This is a genomic window from Nocardioides pyridinolyticus (assembly GCF_054653575.1).
In genome coordinates this window covers 1-19,152 of record NZ_BAAIFY010000041.1, presented here as the reverse complement: position 1 = coordinate 19,152, position 19,152 = coordinate 1, and the positions used below count along the sequence as shown (strand labels likewise).

The window sequence follows — 19,152 nt, the reverse complement described above, 5'->3', positions numbered from 1 at the left end:
CGGGCTCGTCGGTTCGGGCCCATCGGCCCTCGCGGGCAGGCGGCGGACGGCGTACGACGGAGGGAAGAACGCGAGAAGGAGCACGCCATGCGCAAGAAGGTCCTCGTCCTCGGGGGCAACTTCGGTGGGCTGACCGCAGCCCTGAAGGTGAAGCACGACCTCGTGGGGGACGTCGACGTGACCGTCGTGTCCTCCAGTGACCGGTTCCTGTTCACGCCCAGCCTGATCTGGCTCCCCTTTGGCAAGCGGCGGGCGCAGGACATCACGTTCCCGGTCGAGCCGACCCTTGACGGGCACGGCATCGAGTTCGTGCACGCCACGGTGACCGGGATCGACCCGGTGGCCCACACCGTGACCACCGACGACGGCCGGATCCGCCGCTACGACTACTTGGTCATCGCGACCGGCTACCGTAACAACGAGGACGTCGTGGTCGGCTTCCGCGAGCACGCCCACACGATCACCACGCTGTCGAAGGCCCAGGAGGCCGCCACCGCCTGGCAGGCATTCCTCCAGGATCCCGGCGACGTCGTCGTCGCGGCGACCCAGGGAGCCGGGTGCTTCGGCGCCGCTTACGAGTTCCTGTTCAACACCGCCCATCAGCTCAACAGGGCCGGTGTGCGCAAGGACGTCCGGCTGACCTACGTCACGGCCGAGCCGTTCCTCGGGCACTTCGGCATCGGGGGGTTGCCGCACGGCGAGCAGCTGCTCGGGGTGTTCCTGAGGAAGCAGGGGATCGAGACCCGGATCGGGACGGCGATTGACCACGTCGAGGAGGGCGCGCTCGTCCTGGCCGACGGCGAGGCGCTGCCGTTCTCCTTCGACATGGTCGTGCCGCCGTTCCTGGGGCAGGAGTTCCTCATCGGAAGTGATGGCCTTGCCGACGAGAAGGGCTTCGTCCAGGTCCGGGACAGCTACCAGACCGACAAGTTCGACGACGTGTACGCCGTAGGCGTGGCTGCCGCGGTCGACGTCCCCTGGACCAGCCCGGTGCCCGTCGGGATCCCGAAGACCGGCTTCCCGACCGAAGCTCAGGCTGCGGTCGCGGCGGAGAACATCGCCGAGCAGGTGCGTGGTGGGCGGCCGACCCACGCGAAGGCGTTCGGCGACATTCCCGCCGTCTGCGTGATGGACGCCGGCAACAACGGCGTGGTCATCCTCGCCGACAAGATGCTGCCGCCGCGCAAGCACGGGGTGCTGATCCCCGGACCGCAGTCGCACTGGATGAAGCTGGGCTTCGAGAAGTACTTCATCTGGAAGATGCGCAACGGCTACGTCCAGCTGCCGTAGCTGCGACTCCGGGCTGTGCGCGATGGAGGGACTGTCGACCGCCGAAGTCGCTGCGCTGCGGCGCGAGCACGGCGCCAACGTGGCGCCGCGCGGTCCGCGCCGTCGCGCCTGGCGCCGGGTCGTGGACCAACTGCGGGACCCGATGATCCTGCTGCTGCTCGGCGCCAGCGTCGTGGTGGCCGCCGTCGGCGACCGGCCGGACGCAGCGATCATCCTCGCCGTCGTCGGCCTGAACACCGCCATCGGCGTGGTCCAGGAGGTCCGTGCCGCGAACGCCCTGGAGGCCCTCGACCGGCTCGCCGCGCCACACGCGGTCGTGCTGCGCAACGGGCACCCGGTGCGCGTCGACGCGGCCGACCTCGTCCCGGGCGACCTGGTGCAGCTGGACGCCGGCGACATCGTCCCGGCCGACCTGCGCCTCGGCCTCGCCGCGGCGCTCGAGGTGGACGAATCCACGATGACGGGGGAGTCCGTCCCGGTGAGCCACGTGCCCGGCGACGAGCTGTTCGCCGGCACTGTCGTCACGCGCGGCCGCGCCCGCGGGACCGTCGCCCGCACCGGAGCCGCGAGCGCTCTGGGATCGATCGCCGCCTCGGTCGCGGCCGCGGGAACCCGCGCGACGCCCCTCCAGCTCCGGCTCTCGCGGCTGTCCGGGCAGCTCGTCGTCCTCACGATCGCGCTCGCCGGGGTGGTCTTCCTGCTCGGCGTTCTCCGGGGCGAGCCGGTGACCGACACCCTGGTGCTCGGCGTGAGCCTCGCCGTGGCCGCCATCCCCGAGTCGCTGCCGGCGGTCGTCACCGTCGCGCTCGCCCTGGGCGCCTACCGGATGGCCCGCCGGCACGCGCTCGTCCGGCGGCTGCCCGCCGTCGAGACGCTCGGCTCGGTCACGGTGCTGGCCGTGGACAAGACCGGAACCCTCACCGAGGGACACATGACGGTTCGCCAGATCTGGACGCCGTCCGGCGCCTGGGAGCTCGGCGGGACGGGGTACGGCGTCGACGGCGAGCTCATCGCGGCCGGCGCGGACGACGACGGGGACGCGGACGAGGACCTCAGGCTCCTGCTCCGCGATGTCGTGCTCTGCAACGACGCCCGGCTCGACGGCCCGGACGGCCCGGTGTGGGAGGTCGTCGGTGATCCGATGGAGGCGGCGCTCCTCGTCGCCGCGGCCAAGCACGACCGGAGTTCTCTGGAGCTGCCCGGCACGTGGCGACGCACCGACGAGGTGCCGTTCGACAGCGTGACCAAGCAGATGACCACCCTGCACCACGGGCCGGCCGGGAACCTGCTCGTGGTCAAGGGCGCACCCGAGACGGTGGTCCCGCTCGTCGCGGACACCGCGGTCGCGGAGTCGGCGCTGCGCGAGGCCGACCGGCTGGCCGACCGCGGGTTCCGGGTGCTCGCCGTGACGGACTCGGGGCCGCAGGAGGACGTGCCCAAGCGGGTGGGTCTCGACCTCCGCGGCCTCGTCGCGCTTCAGGATCCGCCCCGCACGGCGGCCCGCGACGTCGTGGTCGCCTGCCGGGAGGCCGGGATCCGGACCGTGATGATCACCGGAGACCACCCGGCGACGGCGCGCGCCGTCGCCGACGAGCTCACGATCACCGACGGCGCGCCGCGGGTGGCGACCGGAGCGGACGTCGCGCGGGGACCGGACGCGGCGGCAGTGCGGGAGGTCGGCGTCTTCGCGCGCACGCGGCCGGAGGACAAGGTCGACATCGTGGACACCTGGCAGCGGCTCGGCGCCGTGGTGGCGATGACCGGGGACGGCGTCAACGACGCGCCCGCGCTGCGCAATGCGGACATCGGTGTAGCGATGGGCAACCGGGGGACCGAGGTCGCCCGTCAGGCGGCCGACCTGGTGCTCAGCGACGACGACCTCGGGACGGTGGTCGTGGCGGTCGAGGAGGGGCGGCGGATCTACACCAACGTCCGGCGGTTCCTCCGTTTCGGGCTGGCCGGCGGGCTGGCGGAGGTCCTCGTCCTCCTGCTCGGGCCGTTCCTCGGGATGCCGCTCCCGCTGACGCCCGGCCAGATCCTCTGGATCAACATGGTGACCCACGGCGTCCCCGGGGTGGCCTTCGGGGGGGAGCCCTCGGACCCTGCGGACATGAGCCGACCGTCGCCGTCCCCGGAGCGGTCGGTGGTCGGCGGCTTGGTGCGTGAGATCGGACTGACGGCGGCAATGATCGCCGCGGTCGCGCTCGCGGCCGGCCTCGCGGCCGGGGGCGGCGGCCGCCTCCAGACCTCGGTCTTCCTCTGCCTCGGCCTCGCCCAGCTCTGGCTGGCGCTGGCGCTGCGCGCCCCGCGAACGGGTGCCGGGTGGCGGGCGCGGGGCTTGGAGGTGGCGGTGGGCGGGGCCGCCGCACTGTTGGTCGCCGCGGTCGCCTGGACGCCCCTGCGCCACCTGCTGGACGCGGCCGCCGTCAGCCTCGGCCAGGTCGCAGCGATCGCCGTGCTCGCGGCGGGGCCGGCCATGGTCGTTGCCCTACGGAACCGGGTCCCGCAGAAAGGCAGCCGTGTGGACCGTGGCCACGGGGTCCGTCGCCCGGCTGACAGATGAAGAAGTCACTGACTACCTTCTCCTTCGCCTGACGACGGTGCGCGGCGTGAGGGCCGGCGCCCATCTGTTCGGCCGCCTGCCGCGGCCCTGCATGACGCCCACGTAGGGGACTTCTTGCCTAGGGAGGCGTACCCCAGGCCCGGAGCTGGTCCAGGGCCTAGCGTGGGCTGGCATCGCGACCTTCGCGGACGCGGCGTGCTGGCCGGGGGGCGCACGTGGTTCGGCCGCAGGTCTTGCGTTGCACGGGCCACCGCGTCAGGCGCGTCTCAGCAAGGTCGTCAGTCGCGGTGGTCACCCGAGTCGCCGAGAGCGGCCCCAGAGCGTCGCACGAAGAGGTCGAGCAGGTGTTCCTGTCGCTGGTGTGAGCGCTCAACCGTCGCTCGAGATCTGGTCTCCCCACACCGACCTTGCGCCGGAGTCGCCGACGCGGTAGACCTGCACGCCGGTCGCCACGGCAGTGATGACGAGTACGACAGCGACCACGTGCCGCAGCATCGGGGGACCGACCGGCGGCTTGTCCTGCGCCCGGCGGCGCTCGAGCAGCACGAGGACGAGGGCCAGGACCAGCAAGACCGCGCTGAACCACACCAGGGTCTCGCCGAGCTCGGCGTGCTCACCGGGGTCGCCGACTCGCCTTTCGAGTTCTTCGCCGCTGGACGTGGCGACCGGGCAGAGCGCGGTCGACAGCGCCGCGACGCCGACGACGAGGGGCCCGTAGGTCACCCTCCAGGCCGGCCTTGCGGCGATGGCGATCGCGCCGAGCACGGCGAGGGGAAGCAGGACGACTACCACGTGCACCACGAGGATGTGCACCGGCAGCCCGTTGATGGTGTCGAACACCCTTGCACTGTGACCGGAACATGGTGGGTGCGGTGGAGGCGTTGGTCACCTTCCACCCAGGACCCCGACCCGGTCGGCACTCGGTCAGGCCCGGCGACGTGTGTGTCCGCCCCAGCAGGAGCGCGGAACCCGTGGTGTCCAGCCTGGCGGGCCGGGCGGCCGGCCGCCCGAACCGAGGCCGCAGGTCCCAGGCCTCTGAGTCCATCGGCCCTCCCGGAGCAGCCCGTTCGGGAGGACGCTCTAAGCATGAGGACGTACCGAATCCTATGGCAGACGGCGGTCATGAGCGCCGCACTGGCGGCCTTCGCCGCTGGCGTCACGGGTCTCGGCTGGTCCGTCATGCTCGTGGTCCCGGCCAGCCTCGCGGTGCTCGGTGCATGTGGTGGCTTCACCTGGGTCGAGGGCTCGGGGAGACGCCGCGCGGCCATGGTCCGGGCAGCGTCCTGGACGGGGTTCGGCACCGTCCTCTGGCTGGGGCTGCCTTTGCTGATGGGCGCGTGGATGCTGCTTGTCGTGGTGTTCCTGGCTGCATCCGCCCCGCCTTTGGTGGGGTGGCTCGCCGCACGCTGGCGGTGGTGCCACCCGGCGCGAACGTCGCGGCAGCTGGCCAGGCTGCCAGTCTGCAATCTCGAGCATCGGTGGCGTCGTACGGGTCGCGAACTGGCCTCGCGGCACGCCGACCCGGTCGCCGTACTCGTCCTCGTGCAGGAGCGGGCGCAGCTGCTGGACGAGATCGAGAAGCGCGACCCGGTCGGCTTCCACAACTCCCTGGTACGCGCCGGCTGGCGCGAGCCGCAGGACCGGTAGCTCGACCGAGGAACGGAGCCGGCGAGGGGGCAGGGTGCGTGACGATGGCGTTCGAGCTCCGCCGGACGGCTCACGGGTTCGGGACCTTCGCCCCCTCGTCGGACGCCGGCGGGGGCCGGACCCTGGAAGACATGCACGTGTCCATCGAGTTGACCACCGAGGAGTGTGAGCGTCTGCTCCGCGCCGGCGTCGGTGGACGGGTCGCGCTGTCCTCGCCGGACGGGCCGCACATCGTGCCCGTCAACTACTCGGTCGTCGACGATGCGATCGTCGTCCGGACGTCGCCTTACAGCATCTTGGGCGCCTACGGCCGCGACAGCATGCTCGCGTTCGAGGTGGACCAGTTCGACCATGAGCGCCACCGCGGGTGGAGCGTCGTCGCCCGCGGTCGCGCGGAGGTCGTCACCAGGTCCGAGCAGCTCGACCACATTCGCAGCACCTGGGAGCCGCGCCCCTGGGCGGCCGGCGTGCGCTCCCTCTACCTGCGGCTGCGCTGGACCGAGCTCAGCGGTCGCCGGATCGGCGGAGCCTGGGACCTCGAATCGATGCTGCCGGTCCGTCGCTCCGTGTGAGGATCGAGGTCGTGACGGACATCCGCGACGGCGCCTTGCCCGACTCCACCCGAGCGCTGCTCGAGGCGGTCACCGCGATCTCCTCGGACCTCGACCTGAACTCGGTCCTGACCCGGATCGTCGAGGCGGCCACCCAGCTGACGGGCGCGAGGTACGGCGCCCTCGGCGTGCTCGGCCACGAGGACTTCCTCGTCGAGTTCGTGACGACCGGGCTCAGCGCCGAGGAGCGGACCGCGATCGGCGACCTCCCGCACGGGCGCGGCATCCTCGGCCTGTTGATCCACCATCCGGAGCCGATCCGCCTCGACGACCTGACGCAGCACCCGCAGGCGGCCGGCTTCCCGCCCCACCACCCGCCGATGGGCACCTTCCTCGGCGTCCCGGTGCGGATCCGCGGCACGGTGTTCGGCAACCTCTACCTCACCGAGAAGTCCGGCGGGACGGCGTTCACCGAGCAGGACCAGGCCCTGGTCGAGGCGCTGGCCAGCACGGCCGGCTTCGTCATCGACAACGCCCGGGCGTACGGGCTGAGCGAGCGGCGGCGGCAGTGGCTGGAGGCCACGGCCGTGCTCGCGGAGGCTCTCCAGCCGCCACTCGAGATCGAGGACGGGCTGGCGGAGGTCGCCCGCTCCGCACGTGCGATGACCCGGGCGTCGGCTACCGCCGTGCTGCACCTCCAGGACGGTACGGCGGTCCACACGGTCTCGGCCGAGGCCGGGGCAGAGCACGCGGTCGAGGAGGCTCTCGTCGAGCTTGACACGAGGCCGTGGCCGCGCCCGGACGCCGACGCCGTGGACGTGCCGCTGGGTGGCTTCGCGGCCACCCTCGTACCGATGCGCACCCACCTGCTCGGCTCCGCGCTGCTGGTCGTGCTGCACCCGCCGGGCACCGCGCCGGCGGCGTACGACGAAGGCGCGCTGCTCGCGACGTTCGCCGAGCAGGCCGGGCTCGCGCTGGACCGCGCCCAGGCGATCGAGGAGCGCTCCGAGCTCGCGGTGACCTCGGACCGCGAGCGGATCGCCCGTGACCTGCACGACGTGGTCATCCAGCGGCTGTTCGCGACCGGCCTCCAGCTCCAGGGCGCGGTCGCGATGGTGCGTGTGCCCGAGGTCGCAGAGCGCATCGACGCGGCGGTCGAGGCGCTCGACGTGACGATCCGCGACATCCGCAGCACGATCTTCGAACTCCAACACCACGGCCATGGCGACTCGCTGCGGGCCGACCTGCGACGGCTGGTGGAGGAGTACGCGCCGCTGCTGGAGGTCACGCCGACGGTCCACACCGAGGGTCCGGTCGACACCGTGGTCTCGCGCGAGGTGCGCGAGCAGCTGGTGCCCGTGCTGCGCGAGGCGCTGTCCAACGTGGCCCGCCATGCCGCCGCCGAGCACGTCGAGGTCCACGTGGCCGTCGACGACCGTGAGCTCCGGATGACCGTCCTCGACGACGGCGTCGGCGTCCCGCCCGACGTGGCCGAGAGCGGCCTACGCAACGCGCGCCGCCGTGCGTCGGCGCTGGGCGGGACGCTCGGGATCGGCTCGCGCAGCCCGCGGGGCACGTCGTTCGTGTGGCGGGTGCCGATCCGTTAGCCGAGGAGCTTGCTGGCCAGGACGGCGGCCTGGGTGCGCCGCTCCAGACCGAGCTTGGCCAGGATGCTGGAGACGTAGTTCTTCACGGTCTTCTCCGCGAGGAACATCCGCTCCCCGATCTGCCGATTGGTCAGGCCCTCGGCGATCAGGCCAAGCAGCTTGAGCTCCTGCTCGGTCAGCTGCGCGAGCTCGGGTGCGGTGGTCTGCGGGTTCCGCACGCGCTCCAGGACACGCGCGGTCAGGCTCGGGTCGATCAGCGAGTTGCCGGCCGCCACCTGGCGGACCGCCTCGACCAGGTCGTTGCCGCGGATCTCCTTCAGCACGTAGCCCGATGCGCCGGCCATGATCGCGGCGAACAGCGCCTCGTCATCGTCGTACGACGTGAGGACGAGTCCCTTGATCGACGGGTCGACCGCGCGGACCGTCCGGCACACCTCGATGCCGGAGCCGTCGGGCAGGCGCGCGTCCAGTACCGCCACGTCCGGGCGCAGCGCCGGGATCCGGCTGGCCGCGTCGGTCGCCGTGCCGGCTTCGCCCACGACCTCGATGTCGCTGCTGCTCTCCAACAGCGCGCGGAGGCCTTGGCGGACCACCTCGTGGTCGTCGAGCAGGTAGACGCGGATCTTGGAGGCCATGGGTCCATTCCTACCAACGGTCCCGCCGGTTGCCGAGGGACGAAAGTCCCGCGCGTGGTGCCGCCCCGTTCGAGCCGGAGTCTCGACGCACCGGCGGTCGCGGGTGGAGCCGGCGATCGTGCTGCATGCCTCTCGGCACGACGACCGGGACTTCAGACTCTGGTACAACCGGCAGCCCGGGCATAGCCTCCGAGCAGTCCTGCTCATTGGAGGTTGGAATGATGACCGAGACGTCACAATTCCTCACAGCTGTGGTGCCAACGGCGCCGCTGGCGGGCGAGCAGTCGAGGCCGGAGCCCGCCGTACGTTGCCAGCTCTTCGAGACCATGGTGCTCTGCCGCACCTACGAAGAGGCGATCCTGCGGGAGTACCACGCCGACAAGGGTCCCGGATTCGACATCGGCAAGGGGCTGGTCCCGGGGGAGATGCACCTCTCCGCGGGCCAGGAGCCAGTGGCGGCCGGGATCTGTGCGCACCTCACCACGGACGACGCGGTGACGGCCACGCACCGGCCCCATCACCTGGCGATCGCCCACGGGATCGACCTCCGGTCGATGACCGCGGAGATCTTCGGCCGCGAGACCGGCCTGGGCCGGGGTCGTGGCGGGCACATGCACCTGTTCGACCCGGCTACGCACTTCTCGTGCTCCGGCATCATCGCCGAAGGCTTTCCGCCTGCGCTCGGTCAGGCGTTCGCCTTCCAGCGCCGGGGCACGGATCGGATCGCGGTCGCCGTCACCGGCGAAGGTGCCGCCAACCAGGGTGCCTTCCATGAGTCGCTGAACCTCGCCGCGTTGTGGAGGCTCCCCGTCGTGTTCGTCGTCGAGGACAACGACTGGGCCATCTCGGTGCCACGCAGCGCATCGACCGCCGTCGCCTCGAACGCCGACCGTGCAGCGGCATACGGCATCCCCGGCTACCGGGTCGAGGACAACGATGTGGACGCCGTGTACGCCGTCGGCGGCGAGGCCGTGGCCCGTGCCCGTGCGGGTGCGGGGCCGTCGCTGGTCGAGGTCCGCACCCTGAGAATGTGGGGCCACTTCGAGGGCGACGCTCAGGGGTACCGCCCGGAGCTCGCAGACGTGGCCGGCCACGACCCGATCCCGCGTTACGAACAGGAGCTGCGTGACGCCGGTGTCCTCGACGACGCCCTGGTCGCCGCGATCCGCGACCGGGCGACCGCACGGGTCGAGGATGCCGTGGCCTTCGCCAAGGGCAGCGCCACGCCCGACCCCTCGTCCGCTACCGACCTCGTGTTCGCCTGAAGGAGCCCACGATGACCATCATGGAAGCGCCACAGGCAACCCGGCGACTGACGACGTCGAAGGCTATGGTCGAGGCGATCGACCAGGAGATGGAGCGCGACCCCTCTGTGTTCTACATGGGAGAGGACGTGGGCGCGTACGGCGGCATCTTCGGCTCGACCTCGGGGCTGCTGGAGAAGTTCGGCCCGCAGCGGGTGATCGACACCCCGATCTCCGAGACCGCGTTCATCGGCCTGGGCATCGGCGCCGCGGTGGAGGGGATGCGCCCCATCGTTGAGTTGATGTTCAGCGACTTCATGGGCGTGTGCCTGGACCAGATCTACAATCACATGGCGAAGATCCACTTCGAGTCCGGTGGCAACCTGCGGGTGCCGATGGTGCTGACGATGGCGGCCGGCGGCGGGTACTCCGACGGCGCGCAGCACTCGCAGTGCCTGTGGGGCACGTTCGCCCATCTGCCCGGGATGAAGGTCGTGGTGCCCAGCTCTCCGGCCGATGCGAAGGGTCTGATGACGGCGGCGATCCGCGACGACAACCCGGTGGTGTACGTCTTCCACAAGGGCGTGATGGGCCTGCCGTGGATGGCGAAGAACCCGCGCGCGCTCGACGAGGTGCCGGACGGGGACCACGTCGTCCCGATCGGCAAGGCGCGCGTCGCCCGCGAGGGCAGCGACGTCACCCTCGTCACCTTGTCGCTGTCGGTCCACCACGCCCTCGACGTGGCGGAGAAGCTGGCACCGCAAGGCATCGACGTCGAGGTGATCGACCTGCGCAGCCTGGTGCCGCTCGACCGCGAGGCGATCCTCACCTCGGTCGGCAAGACCGGGCGGCTGGTGGTCGTCGACGAGGACTACCTGTCCTACGGCGTCTCCGGCGAGGTGGTGGCCACGGTCGCCGGCGTCGACCCGGGGCTGCTCGCGATGCCGGCCCAGCGGGTCGCGGTGCCGGACGTGCCGATCCCGTACGCCCACGATCTCGAGTACGCCGTCCTCCCGCGACACGACCGGATCGAGAAGGCCATTCGCGCGGTGACCGCTCGATGAGCTCTGTCGTCCACTTCCCGGCACTGTCGAAGGAGACGTCGGACGCCGAAGGAGTCCTCGCGACGTGGTTCGTCGGCGAGGGCTCCACGGTCGTGGTCGACCAGCTCCTCGCTGAGGTGCAGGTCGACAAGGTCGCGGCGGAGGTGCCGGCGCCGGTCGGCGGCGTCGTGCACCTCCTCGTCGCCGAGGACGAGGTCGTCCGGCAAGGAGCGCCGATCGCTCGGATCGACTAAGCGCACACCACTCGGTGTCACCGGACGGCCACGTCCCGCTCTTCGGGTCCGGCTGCTGTCACGGCCGTGCGGACGCCCCGCACGAGGAGGTAGCCGATCATCCAGCACTCGCCCACGGTCGCGGGTACGACGAGGATCGCCGCAATGGCCCCGGCGTCGACGAGGTAGGTGATGAACGGGCTGAGGAGATAGCCGATGCCGCCGCCGGCGAGGGTCCAGCCCAGCGCTGCGGGCATCCAGCCCGAACGGAGCACGAGCAGTCCTATCGGCACCAGCCACAGTCCGAAGAACAGCTCACCGACGATCCAGAGCTGGTCACTGAGGAGGTACATGAACTGCACGGTGTTCTCCGAGGTGACCGAGCTGTCGAGGGTGACCTGGAGCGCCGTGGCGACCGACGCGGCACTGACCAGGATGACGATCGCGTTGACGAAGCTGAACGCCGCGAGGGCTCCGGCGGCAAGGCGATCGACGGACGCGAAGAGTCGGTAGAACCAGAGTCCGGTGAGGGCCTGGGTCACTACGAGGCCGAGCGCTATCGCGACGCGGGCGATGCCCTCGTGCCGCGCCAGGTTGTCCAGCGTCGCGCCGGCGTCGCCGGGGTCAAACAGGTAGGCGCGGAGGACCTGCGAGAGTACCCCGGTGATCGCGACTCCCATGTAGAGGAGCCCCGTGGTGCGGGCAACGCTGACTCGCGACTCCATGGTCAGTCCTCCCGCCAGCGCCAGGCGTAGACCACCACGAACACGGTGGCCGAGATCTCGACCGCCGAGAAGAAGAGGTAGAACGGCGCGGGGTCGAAGCCGAGCGTCGCGACCTGGACCGCCGTCATGATGGTCCCGGCGGTCAGGTTGGCGGTGCGCGCCGCGGGGTGCCGCAGCACGCGTGAGAGCAGGACCATGCTGATGGGGATCTCCATGAGGACGCCCGCGCCGAGCAGGAATCCCTCGGTGATCCGCGTCCCGCCGACCTCGCCCGCGAGGAAGCCCTGCAGCTCGTCGCGGTGCATCAGCGTGAGGACGCGCAGTAGAGGTAGTTCAGCGTCACGAAGATCCACACCGCCTGCAGCACGGTGCGTACGTCACGGCGGGTGGTTTCGAGGATCGGACGAGTCGCGGTCGTCATGACAGCCTCCTCTTCAGTCGGTGCCGCCAGACAACCAGCCCGGTGCGGGGAGTGTCAGGGACAAACGTCCTGCCGTCGGTGACCATGTGGCACAGCCCGGCCCCGCCCCGTAGGAGGACCCGGCGGCGTGCTGACCGCTCTATCCGACACAACGAACCGAGGGGACCTTCGCGACGTGGTTCGTCAGTTCGGCCGCGGCCGTGGCCGCCAGGAGCGCTTCGCTGCCACCTCTGCGAGCCGGGGCCTGCGCAGGGACCTCTGGCCTCGAGGCGCGGGCAGGCCGGCCCTTCCCTCCCTGCCGGAGCGGCATGACCGTGAAAGGGACAAGCGGCGCCCCGAGAGTCAGGAGCCGTCATGAGACGTCAATCAGGCCTTGTCGTGGCCCTCATCGTGATCGCGTTGGTCGCGACCGCCACTGCGGTCGGCGCCGTCGCCCGGGCAGTGCGGGAGGGCGACGGCGACCCCCGGGGGGTGGGGATGGGAATGATGGCCATGGGCTCCGGGAGCGCCCCTAGCTGGTGGGACGGCTCGTGGCGCTCGATGATGGGATCGATGGGCTGGGCCGGCGTGGCCAGCGAGTCCGAGTACCTGGCCGCGACGATCGCCCACCACCGCGAGGCGGTTGCCGCTGCCGAGAACCTGACCCGGTCCCACCGCAGTCAGATGCGCCTGCTTGGCGAGTCGATCATCAGCACCCAGTCCGCGCAGATCCGCACGATGCAGGACTGGCTGCAGGAGTGGTACCCGGACCAGACGGTTGACGATGACTACGAGCCGACGATCGGCGACTTGTCCCGGTTGTCCGGCGACGCGCTCGACCTGGCGTTCCTCCAGGACATGATCGGTCACCACATGGCCGCAGTGATGCTGTCGCAGAACCTCCTGTGGCGGGGAGCCGAGCACGACGAGGTCGCCGACCTGGCCAGGTCCATCCGGGACGAGCAGCACGCCGAGATCTTGCAGATGCACCAGTGGCTCGGCCAATGGTTCGACGTCGACTGGCGTGGCGGCACGGGCTGCGGCGTAGGCCCCGGCAGGGCTCGGGGCCCAGGCACTGATCCGCCAGTAGCCGTCCCTCGTTCGCTGGTGTCGGGTGGGTGGTCCTGCTGCCTGCGGGTTTAGTGCGAAACGGTCCCGGTGACGGCCGATCCAGCTGTTTGGGATCGCCACCATCTCGACCTGGTCGCCGAACAGGACGGCGCACCCTTCCCGGCGAGTATGGGCAGTCGCCGTTAGGTCCACCCGGCAGGGGCGTCATGACGAAGGCGCGGGGGACCTTGGCCCCTAGGCGGCAGGGGCCGCCCGGCCGACGCTGGTTGGACAGAGACAGCGAGAGGGTGCCCATGGGCATGTGCGTCTACCCCGGCCGCGTCGAGTCAGGCCTCGATCTCGACGGCGACCCGTCGCAGGGGGTCCCGTGGGGCGTCAGCTGGCCGATGGTGGCGACGGACGGTGCGGGCTCCATCCCGGCCCGGGCCGACGCCACCGTCTGCGCCACTGCGCCCCTGCGGCGTCGCTCGCCGTCCCCCGTCGTAAGGAGGACGGGGTGAACGGAGAGCCGGCGATCCTGACCGAACGGTTGTCGAAGTCCTACGGGCAGCGGGCCGCGCTCGTCGGAGTGGGCCTCGAGGTGGCCCCCGGGCAGGTGTTCGGCTACCTCGGCCCCAATGGCGCGGGCAAGACCACGACCATCCGGCTCCTGGCCGGACTGATCCGCCCGACCTCGGGTCGCGCGGAGGTGCTCGGCCTGGACCCGGTGCGGCAGCGGGACCGGGTCCAGGCCGGCATCGGGTATCTGCCCGGCGACTTCGTCCCCTACCCGGACCTCACCGCGGCCCAGTACCTCCGGTTCCTCGGCAGGCTCCGGCCGGGGAGCGACCCGGCTCTCGTCGTGTCGCTGGCCGAGCGGCTGGATCTGGCCCTGGACGGGCGGATCGGGTCGATGTCGCACGGCAACCGGCAGAAGATCGGCCTCGTCCAAGCCCTCGCCCACCGGCCCGAGGTGGTGATCCTCGACGAGCCGACCAGCGGGCTCGATCCGATCGTCCAGCGCGAGTTCCTCGAGTTGCTTCGCGAGCTGCGAAACGAGGGAAGAACCGCCTTCTTGTCGTCGCACGTGTTGTCGGAGGTGGAGGCGGTAGCCGACACCGTGGCCTTCCTGCGGGCAGGCCGGCTGGTGGTCCAGGCCTCCGTCCGGGACCTCAAGGCCCGGGCCCGGCACCGGCTGGACCTCACCTTCGGCGGACCCGTCCCCGCCGACCGATTGCGTTCGGCGTCGGGCGTCCGCGACCTGACGGTCGACGGCGCAACGGCGCGCGCGACTGTGGAGGGGTCCACCGCCGCGCTGCTGGAGGTCGCCGCGCCGTTCCGGGTCGAGCGGATCGTCACACATGAAGCGGACCTCGAGGAGATCTTTCTCGGTTACTACCAGGAGGGCGCATGAGCCTTCCGATTTTCGCCAAGACGGTCCGAGACCTGTGGCGCGGGCTGGCCGGCTGGTCGTGCGGGGTGGTGATCCTGCTGCTGCTCGAGGCGGCCCTGTGGCCCTCGGTGAGGGACATGCCAGACCTCGAAAAGCTGCTCGCGTCCTACCCCGAGGCGGTGAAGGAACTGTTCGACCTCGACAGCATGTCGACTGGGATGGGCTTTCTGAACGCCGAGCTCTTCACCCTGGTGCTGCCGGCGCTCTTCATCGTGTTCGGCGTGTCCCGGGGCGCGAGGCTGGTCGCCGGCGAGGAGGAGACCGGCACGTTGGAGCTGATCCTGGTGACCCCAGCTTCCACCACGCGGGTGCTGTTCGAGAAGGCGCTCGGGCTCACCGCGGGCATCCTGCTTCTCGGTGCGGCGTGCGTCCTAGGCACCCTCGCCGCATCGTGGTTGTTCGGGCTGCACGTGCCGGTCGTCGACTCGTTCATCGGATCTCTCGCCGTCACGCTGCTCGGCCTCGAGTTCGCGATCCTTGCCCTGGCGGTGGGGGCTATGACCGGGCGGCGTGCGGTGGCGCTGGCGGTGGGCGGAGTCGCGGCGCTCGGCGCCTACGTCCTCTACGTCGCCGGGATGCTCGTCGACGAGCTCTCGCCCTGGTCGGCCTGGTCGCCCTTCCACCAGGCGCTCTCGTCCGGTCCGGTCGCCCACGAGGTTCCGGCCGGCATGCCGTGGCTTGTCGTCGGTGCTGCCCTGGCGTGGGCGGTCGCGGCGCCGGTCTTCGCCCGCCGGGACGTCAGGCATGTCTGAAGGCGCCGGACAAGGAAGCAAGTCAGTCGTGGTGGCGGTGCCACCGGGGAGGTCGCCACCAGTGCCATGTGACCCGGTCTCCCGGACGCCGCGCACGTCTTGGAGCCTTGCCCTCGGCTGCCCGAGTTCAGCCGGGGCAAGTGCCCCCGAGTTACCCCGACGGTGCAACTCGTGCGGTTGCATCGGTTGCGCGGGTGCGGTGCGAGGCTCACCGCTGGCGTGCAAGAACACTTCGTGGCCATTCGCAATGAGACGGCCAGGCAACCCAGGCTCGTGGGCTACCTGGACCTTGGTGATCCCACGCTTGCCCCGCGCGTACCCCGCCGCACTTCGTGCAGCCGGACGGGCTGAGCTCTTCCGTGCATCGCGCCAGACCGAAGTGCCATGTGCCCGGCATCGGATAGCCATCCCTGATGGCACGGAGCATGCCGGCTGTGCCTAGCCGAGGGTGGTTCGTGGAGTACTCAAACATCAGAGCGAGGAGACCTGACAAGACTCCTAGCCGGCCCACGGTCACATCGACGGGCCGCCACGGGTAAGAGCCAGAAGCCCCAGGCGCCTCGGCCAACAGGTCCCAACCCGGACACCCCTTCGAGACCCCACGTGGCGAGCCGTTGTGACGTTGGGCCCTAGTCATCGGTGCAGCAGTGGGTTCAGGGTGGAAAGGCCTGGTTGAGTCAGATGGCGCGAGAGGAGTTGTTGATCGAGGATGCGTACCCCCGAGCAGCGGATCTTGAATCAGGTGCAGCGGCCCCAGGCGTACCGGGAAGTGCTCATCGAGTCGGCGGGCCGGACCGTGGTGCTGTCGGTGTGGGATGCGCGACAGTCCGACGCGCCGGCCGTTGTGTTCGTCCCGGGAACCATGACCCACCCCTTGTTCTACGAGGAGTTCCTCGACGCCCTCAACAGGTCCAACCTCACCGTAGTCGGCCTGCACCCGGCAGCCCACGGCAAGAGCCCCCGCGGCAGGGGGCGCTTGACGTTCGAGACGCTCGTGGTCAACGCCCTCGACGCCGTCGCCTGGACGAGGAAGGAACACCCGTCCGCGCCGGTGTCTGTGCTGGGCTCGTCCCAGGGCGGGGTGCTCGCGCTCGCCGTGGCGACCCGCGCGTTAGGCGTCGCGCGGGTGTTCGCTCACAACGTCTTGGATCCAGCATTGCCCTCGAGCCTGGGGGTGACCCGGGCGCCCACGTGGCTCGCCCCGGCGTACCCGCAGTTACGCCGCCTGATGGCCGTCCTAGGCAAGGTGGCGCCAGCGTTGCCGGTGCCGTTCGACCTCTACCTCGACATGGAGCGGGTGGCCCGCGACCCCGAGATAGCCGAACTGTTCTACACCGACCCGCTCGGGCTCCGCCGCTACCCGCTGTCGCTGCTCGCGGGGATGCTCGCCGCGGACCTGCCCGGCCCGGCACAGTGCCCGGTCACCGTTCTCGCCGCCTCCGGTGACCCGCTGTTCTCCCTCGACTACACCCGCCAGGTCTACGAACGCATCGCGGCGCCGTCCAAGGAACTCGTGGTGATCGACAGCGATCGGCACCTCGTCTTCATCGAGGACCTCGCCGCCACCCTCGACATGCTGCTGCCGCTGCTACATACCGCTGGCAGCCCCATGCCCGGCGTGACCACTCGTGAACCAGCAGAGCATGGATTGCTTGCCTGACCTCAGGGCCTGTCAGTGTGCAAAAGCCGTGTGATCACGTTGGCCAGATCGGTCCGGTGAGTCGTGCGGGGACCCTCTCGTGCAGTACCTAGTCCAGCCGCAATAGCCAGAGGGAGGGAGCATGCCGTCGGTCATCGTGAACGGGGAGACCGTGCAGGTGCGGTTCAGCCGTAGTGAGAAAGCCCTGGACCCGGACGTGGAGCACCGCGACGTGCACCGCTCCACCGACCCAGCGGCGGCACTCATCGATGCTTCGCAGTCGGCGCAGCTCGTCGTGGTAGGCGCGCACCACCGCAACCCGCTCACGGCGCTGCTGTTGCGATCGGTGTCTGCCTCCGTCGTCGAGCACACCGGTCCGGTCACCGTCATGGAGGCGGAGGTAGCTGGCCTGCTTGTCGCGACGCCTGCTGTGGCCATGGCGGTGACCATCTCCGCTGGCGAGGTCCTCGCGGCGCTTGGCCTGCTCTCTTGGGTGATCCCGTTGTTGGTGTGGATCACTCGCGACGTCTCGCATGCCATGCACCACGTACAACTGCCCCACGACCGGCACCCGGACCGGCCCCACGCTGGTCGAATCGCCGATCACCAGGTCGAGGTACGGCGATGACCGCCACGACAGCTGTCCGGGATCTGCACCTGACGGTTCCCTCGCGTGTCGGCCCCCATGCACTCGCTCCTGACGTGGTCGCAGCGGAGCTGGGCGTAGACCCGGTACGCGGTCTCACAGAGGTGGAGCTGGCCGCTCGCCGGGAGAAGTACGGTCCGAACCGGCTGGTCGCGCAGCCGCCGCGTCCGGCGTGGAAGGTGTTCGGAGACCAGTTGCGCAGCGGCCTCTCCCTGATCCTGCTACCGCCGCCGCACTGGCCGCTGTGGTCGGCGACGTCAAGGACGCTGCGATCATCGGCGTGGTCGTGCTGCTCAACGCCACCATCGGGTTCGTTCAGGAACGCAAGGCGACTCGTAGCCTGCCGCGCTCAGGCGGATGCTGGTCCCCCTCACCACCGTCCGCCGCGACCACACCCTGGTCACGGTGCCGTCGGCGGACCTGGTGCCCGGTGACGTTGTCGTCCTGGACGCGGGCAGCCGGGTACCGGCCGACGGGCGGCTGCTCGCCGCGCACGATGTCGCGGTCGACCAGTCGTCGCTGACCGGGGAGTCCGAACCTGTCACGAAGACGACGGAGACGCTGCCCGGTGAAGTGCCGCTCGCGGACCGGGTCAACCAGCTCCACGCGGGCACCGTGGTGGTCCGCGGCCGCGCCGACCTGCTGGTCACCGAGACCGGGATGCGGACCGAGGTCGGCCAGATCGCCGGAATGCTGGCCACCACCACGACGCCGCGCACCCCTCTTCAGACCCAGCTCGACGTGGCCGGTCGCCGGATCGCACTCATTGGCGTGGTCGCGGTCGTCCTGTACTCGGCCGCCGCGGCGCTGCGCGGTGAGCCGCTCGCGGACATCGCGCTGCGTGGCATCGCGCTCGCGGTCGCGGCCGTCCCCGAGGGCCTGCCCGCCCTCCTCGCCTCGGTCCTTGCCGTCGGCGTGCACCGGATGGCCGCCCACGGCGCCATCGTCCGCCGCCTGGCATCGGTGGAGACACACGGGTCGGCCACCGTGGTGTGCACTGACAAGACCGGCACCCTGACCCGCAACCAGATGACCGCCCGACGGCTTGCCACCGCCACCCAGCGCTCGACCAGGCCGACGATCACACTGGCGACCACACCGCCGACACCGACCGACTGCTGACCGCGTTCGTGCTGTGCAACGACGCCGCCGGCGCGGGCGACGACATGGTCAGTGACCCGATGGAGACCGCGCTGCTGGCTGCCGCGACGGAACGAGGGCTCGACGTCACCGGCCTCCGGACTTGCGCACCGCGGGTCGCGGAGTGCCGTTCTCCGCGGAGGTCAAGTACATGGCCACCGCGCACCGCCGCGTCGGCGGCGTCGTCCTCGTGGTCGCCAAGGGCGCCCCTGACATGCTGCTGTCCCGCTGCGGGCACGCCCTCGTCGGGGCACCATGGTGAGCCTCGACGAGGGATTGCGGGCGCGGCTGCTTGCCGCGGTCGAGGAGATGGCGTCGGCCGGGCTGCGGGTCCTCGCCGCCGCTGAGACGACCGCGGTCACGGTGCCCGGTGAGTGGACGACCGCAACCGTGGCGCAGACGGCTGACGGCCTGGTGTTCCTCGGGTTCGCCGGCATCGCCGACCCACCGCGTCCCGAGGCGGTCGAGGCGGTCACCCTGTGCCGGCGAGCCGGCATCGCGGTCAAGATGATCACCGGCGACCACGTCGCCACT

19 protein-coding genes and 1 pseudogene are annotated in these 19,152 nt (G+C 70.8%); 16 read left to right on the top strand and 4 right to left on the bottom strand.

The genetic code is table 11. The features are described from left to right. Positions 1-1,290: NAD(P)/FAD-dependent oxidoreductase (locus ACYQ0U_RS21665; protein ID WP_459975968.1), on the top strand; the 1,290-nt coding region annotated here is incomplete at its 5' end. 22 nt (positions 1,291-1,312) lie between these two features. Next, on the top strand, positions 1,313-3,853 hold the full coding sequence (locus ACYQ0U_RS21660; protein WP_459975967.1) for a cation-translocating P-type ATPase: 2,541 nt from the start codon (positions 1,313-1,315) through the stop codon (positions 3,851-3,853). 369 nt (positions 3,854-4,222) lie between these two features. Here the strand turns inward: ACYQ0U_RS21660 and ACYQ0U_RS21655 are convergent, their stop codons facing one another. Next, positions 4,223-4,693 carry a DUF2231 domain-containing protein gene (locus ACYQ0U_RS21655; protein ID WP_459975966.1) on the bottom strand — a complete coding sequence of 157 codons (471 nt, stop codon included), beginning with the start codon at positions 4,691-4,693 and terminating at the stop codon, positions 4,223-4,225. Positions 4,694-4,939: 246 nt separating this feature from the next. Here ACYQ0U_RS21655 and ACYQ0U_RS21650 point away from each other — a divergent pair, with 246 nt between their 5' ends. From ACYQ0U_RS21650 to ACYQ0U_RS21640, 3 genes are read left to right on the top strand one after another with little or no spacing between them, the layout of a single operon-like run. After that, positions 4,940-5,500, top strand: a complete 561-nt coding sequence (locus ACYQ0U_RS21650; protein WP_459975965.1) for a hypothetical protein — start codon at positions 4,940-4,942, stop codon at positions 5,498-5,500. Between the two features lie 44 nt (positions 5,501-5,544). After that, positions 5,545-6,072, top strand: a complete 528-nt coding sequence (locus tag ACYQ0U_RS21645) for a pyridoxamine 5'-phosphate oxidase family protein (RefSeq protein WP_459975964.1) — start codon at positions 5,545-5,547, stop codon at positions 6,070-6,072. Positions 6,073-6,083: 11 nt separating this feature from the next. After that, positions 6,084-7,658, top strand: coding sequence for a GAF domain-containing sensor histidine kinase (locus ACYQ0U_RS21640; RefSeq protein WP_459975963.1), 1,575 nt, complete (start codon positions 6,084-6,086; stop codon positions 7,656-7,658). On the opposite strand, the gene ACYQ0U_RS21635 is transcribed toward ACYQ0U_RS21640, so the two are convergent. Further along, the gene (locus ACYQ0U_RS21635; RefSeq protein WP_459975962.1) at positions 7,655-8,293 is read right to left on the bottom strand and encodes a response regulator; all 639 of its coding nucleotides are present in this window, start codon (positions 8,291-8,293) and stop codon (positions 7,655-7,657) included. The genes ACYQ0U_RS21640 and ACYQ0U_RS21635 overlap by 4 nt on opposite strands. Before the next feature lie 254 nt (positions 8,294-8,547). Here ACYQ0U_RS21635 and ACYQ0U_RS21630 point away from each other — a divergent pair, with 254 nt between their 5' ends. Genes ACYQ0U_RS21630 through ACYQ0U_RS21620 form a run of 3 tightly spaced genes read left to right on the top strand, consistent with a single transcriptional unit; the run spans position 8,548 to position 10,834 of the window. Further along, a complete protein-coding gene (locus tag ACYQ0U_RS21630) occupies positions 8,548-9,558 on the top strand; it encodes a thiamine pyrophosphate-dependent dehydrogenase E1 component subunit alpha (RefSeq protein ID WP_459975961.1) in 1,011 nt (336 codons plus the stop codon). 11 nt (positions 9,559-9,569) lie between these two features. Then, positions 9,570-10,601, top strand: a complete 1,032-nt coding sequence (locus ACYQ0U_RS21625) for an alpha-ketoacid dehydrogenase subunit beta (RefSeq protein WP_459975960.1) — start codon at positions 9,570-9,572, stop codon at positions 10,599-10,601. After that, positions 10,598-10,834, top strand: a complete 237-nt coding sequence (locus tag ACYQ0U_RS21620; protein WP_459975959.1) for a biotin/lipoyl-containing protein — start codon at positions 10,598-10,600, stop codon at positions 10,832-10,834. The genes ACYQ0U_RS21625 and ACYQ0U_RS21620 overlap by 4 nt, the downstream gene beginning before the upstream one ends. Before the next feature lie 17 nt (positions 10,835-10,851). On the opposite strand, the gene ACYQ0U_RS21615 is transcribed toward ACYQ0U_RS21620, so the two are convergent. Continuing rightward, the gene (locus tag ACYQ0U_RS21615) at positions 10,852-11,538 is read right to left on the bottom strand and encodes a DUF4386 domain-containing protein (protein WP_459975958.1); all 687 of its coding nucleotides are present in this window, start codon (positions 11,536-11,538) and stop codon (positions 10,852-10,854) included. A 2-nt stretch (positions 11,539-11,540) separates the two neighbouring features. Continuing rightward, a complete protein-coding gene (locus tag ACYQ0U_RS21610) occupies positions 11,541-11,843 on the bottom strand; it encodes a DUF6326 family protein (protein WP_459975957.1) in 303 nt (100 codons plus the stop codon). 515 nt (positions 11,844-12,358) lie between these two features. Between ACYQ0U_RS21610 and ACYQ0U_RS21605 the strand changes: the two genes are divergently transcribed. The 8 genes and pseudogenes from ACYQ0U_RS21605 to ACYQ0U_RS21565 all read left to right on the top strand — a co-directional run. After that, a complete protein-coding gene (locus ACYQ0U_RS21605) occupies positions 12,359-13,081 on the top strand; it encodes a DUF305 domain-containing protein (protein WP_459975956.1) in 723 nt (240 codons plus the stop codon). 424 nt (positions 13,082-13,505) lie between these two features. Then, positions 13,506-14,402, top strand: a complete 897-nt coding sequence (locus ACYQ0U_RS21600; protein ID WP_459975955.1) for an ABC transporter ATP-binding protein — start codon at positions 13,506-13,508, stop codon at positions 14,400-14,402. Further along, complete coding sequence (locus ACYQ0U_RS21595) at positions 14,399-15,193, top strand: ABC transporter permease (RefSeq protein WP_459975954.1); 795 nt, start codon at positions 14,399-14,401, stop codon at positions 15,191-15,193. Before ACYQ0U_RS21600 ends, ACYQ0U_RS21595 begins: the two co-directional genes overlap by 4 nt. Before the next feature lie 709 nt (positions 15,194-15,902). Then, the gene (locus ACYQ0U_RS21590; protein ID WP_459975953.1) at positions 15,903-16,853 is read left to right on the top strand and encodes an alpha/beta fold hydrolase; all 951 of its coding nucleotides are present in this window, start codon (positions 15,903-15,905) and stop codon (positions 16,851-16,853) included. Between the two features lie 121 nt (positions 16,854-16,974). Continuing rightward, complete coding sequence (locus tag ACYQ0U_RS21585) at positions 16,975-17,460, top strand: universal stress protein (RefSeq protein ID WP_459975952.1); 486 nt, start codon at positions 16,975-16,977, stop codon at positions 17,458-17,460. Continuing rightward, complete coding sequence (locus ACYQ0U_RS21580; RefSeq protein WP_459975951.1) at positions 17,457-17,912, top strand: cation-transporting P-type ATPase; 456 nt, start codon at positions 17,457-17,459, stop codon at positions 17,910-17,912. Before ACYQ0U_RS21585 ends, ACYQ0U_RS21580 begins: the two co-directional genes overlap by 4 nt. Then, entirely contained in the window at positions 17,836-18,600 is a 765-nt protein-coding gene (locus tag ACYQ0U_RS21575) for an HAD-IC family P-type ATPase (RefSeq protein ID WP_459975950.1), read from the top strand. Before ACYQ0U_RS21580 ends, ACYQ0U_RS21575 begins: the two co-directional genes overlap by 77 nt. 169 nt (positions 18,601-18,769) lie before the next feature. Then, positions 18,770-19,152 (top strand): annotated as a pseudogene (locus ACYQ0U_RS21565) (cation-transporting P-type ATPase); the annotation flags it as partial.

Bases quoted from the DNA above. Each gene is read 5' to 3' on its own strand.
- ACYQ0U_RS21610 (WP_459975957.1), bottom strand. From the start codon at position 11,843: ATGCACCGCGACGAGCTGCAGGGCTTCCTCGCGGGCGAGGTCGGCGGG.
- ACYQ0U_RS21580 (WP_459975951.1), top strand. From the start codon at position 17,457: ATGACCGCCACGACAGCTGTCCGGGATCTGCACCTGACGGTTCCCTCG.
- ACYQ0U_RS21595 (WP_459975954.1), top strand. From the start codon at position 14,399: ATGAGCCTTCCGATTTTCGCCAAGACGGTCCGAGACCTGTGGCGCGGG.
- ACYQ0U_RS21660 (WP_459975967.1), top strand. From the start codon at position 1,313: ATGGAGGGACTGTCGACCGCCGAAGTCGCTGCGCTGCGGCGCGAGCAC.
- ACYQ0U_RS21645 (WP_459975964.1), top strand. From the start codon at position 5,545: ATGGCGTTCGAGCTCCGCCGGACGGCTCACGGGTTCGGGACCTTCGCC.
- ACYQ0U_RS21585 (WP_459975952.1), top strand. From the start codon at position 16,975: ATGCCGTCGGTCATCGTGAACGGGGAGACCGTGCAGGTGCGGTTCAGC.
- ACYQ0U_RS21620 (WP_459975959.1), top strand. From the start codon at position 10,598: ATGAGCTCTGTCGTCCACTTCCCGGCACTGTCGAAGGAGACGTCGGAC.
- ACYQ0U_RS21615 (WP_459975958.1), bottom strand. From the start codon at position 11,538: ATGGAGTCGCGAGTCAGCGTTGCCCGCACCACGGGGCTCCTCTACATG.
- ACYQ0U_RS21635 (WP_459975962.1), bottom strand. From the start codon at position 8,293: ATGGCCTCCAAGATCCGCGTCTACCTGCTCGACGACCACGAGGTGGTC.
- ACYQ0U_RS21575 (WP_459975950.1), top strand. From the start codon at position 17,836: ATGCTGGTCCCCCTCACCACCGTCCGCCGCGACCACACCCTGGTCACG.
- ACYQ0U_RS21625 (WP_459975960.1), top strand. From the start codon at position 9,570: ATGACCATCATGGAAGCGCCACAGGCAACCCGGCGACTGACGACGTCG.
- ACYQ0U_RS21650 (WP_459975965.1), top strand. From the start codon at position 4,940: ATGAGGACGTACCGAATCCTATGGCAGACGGCGGTCATGAGCGCCGCA.
- ACYQ0U_RS21590 (WP_459975953.1), top strand. From the start codon at position 15,903: ATGCGTACCCCCGAGCAGCGGATCTTGAATCAGGTGCAGCGGCCCCAG.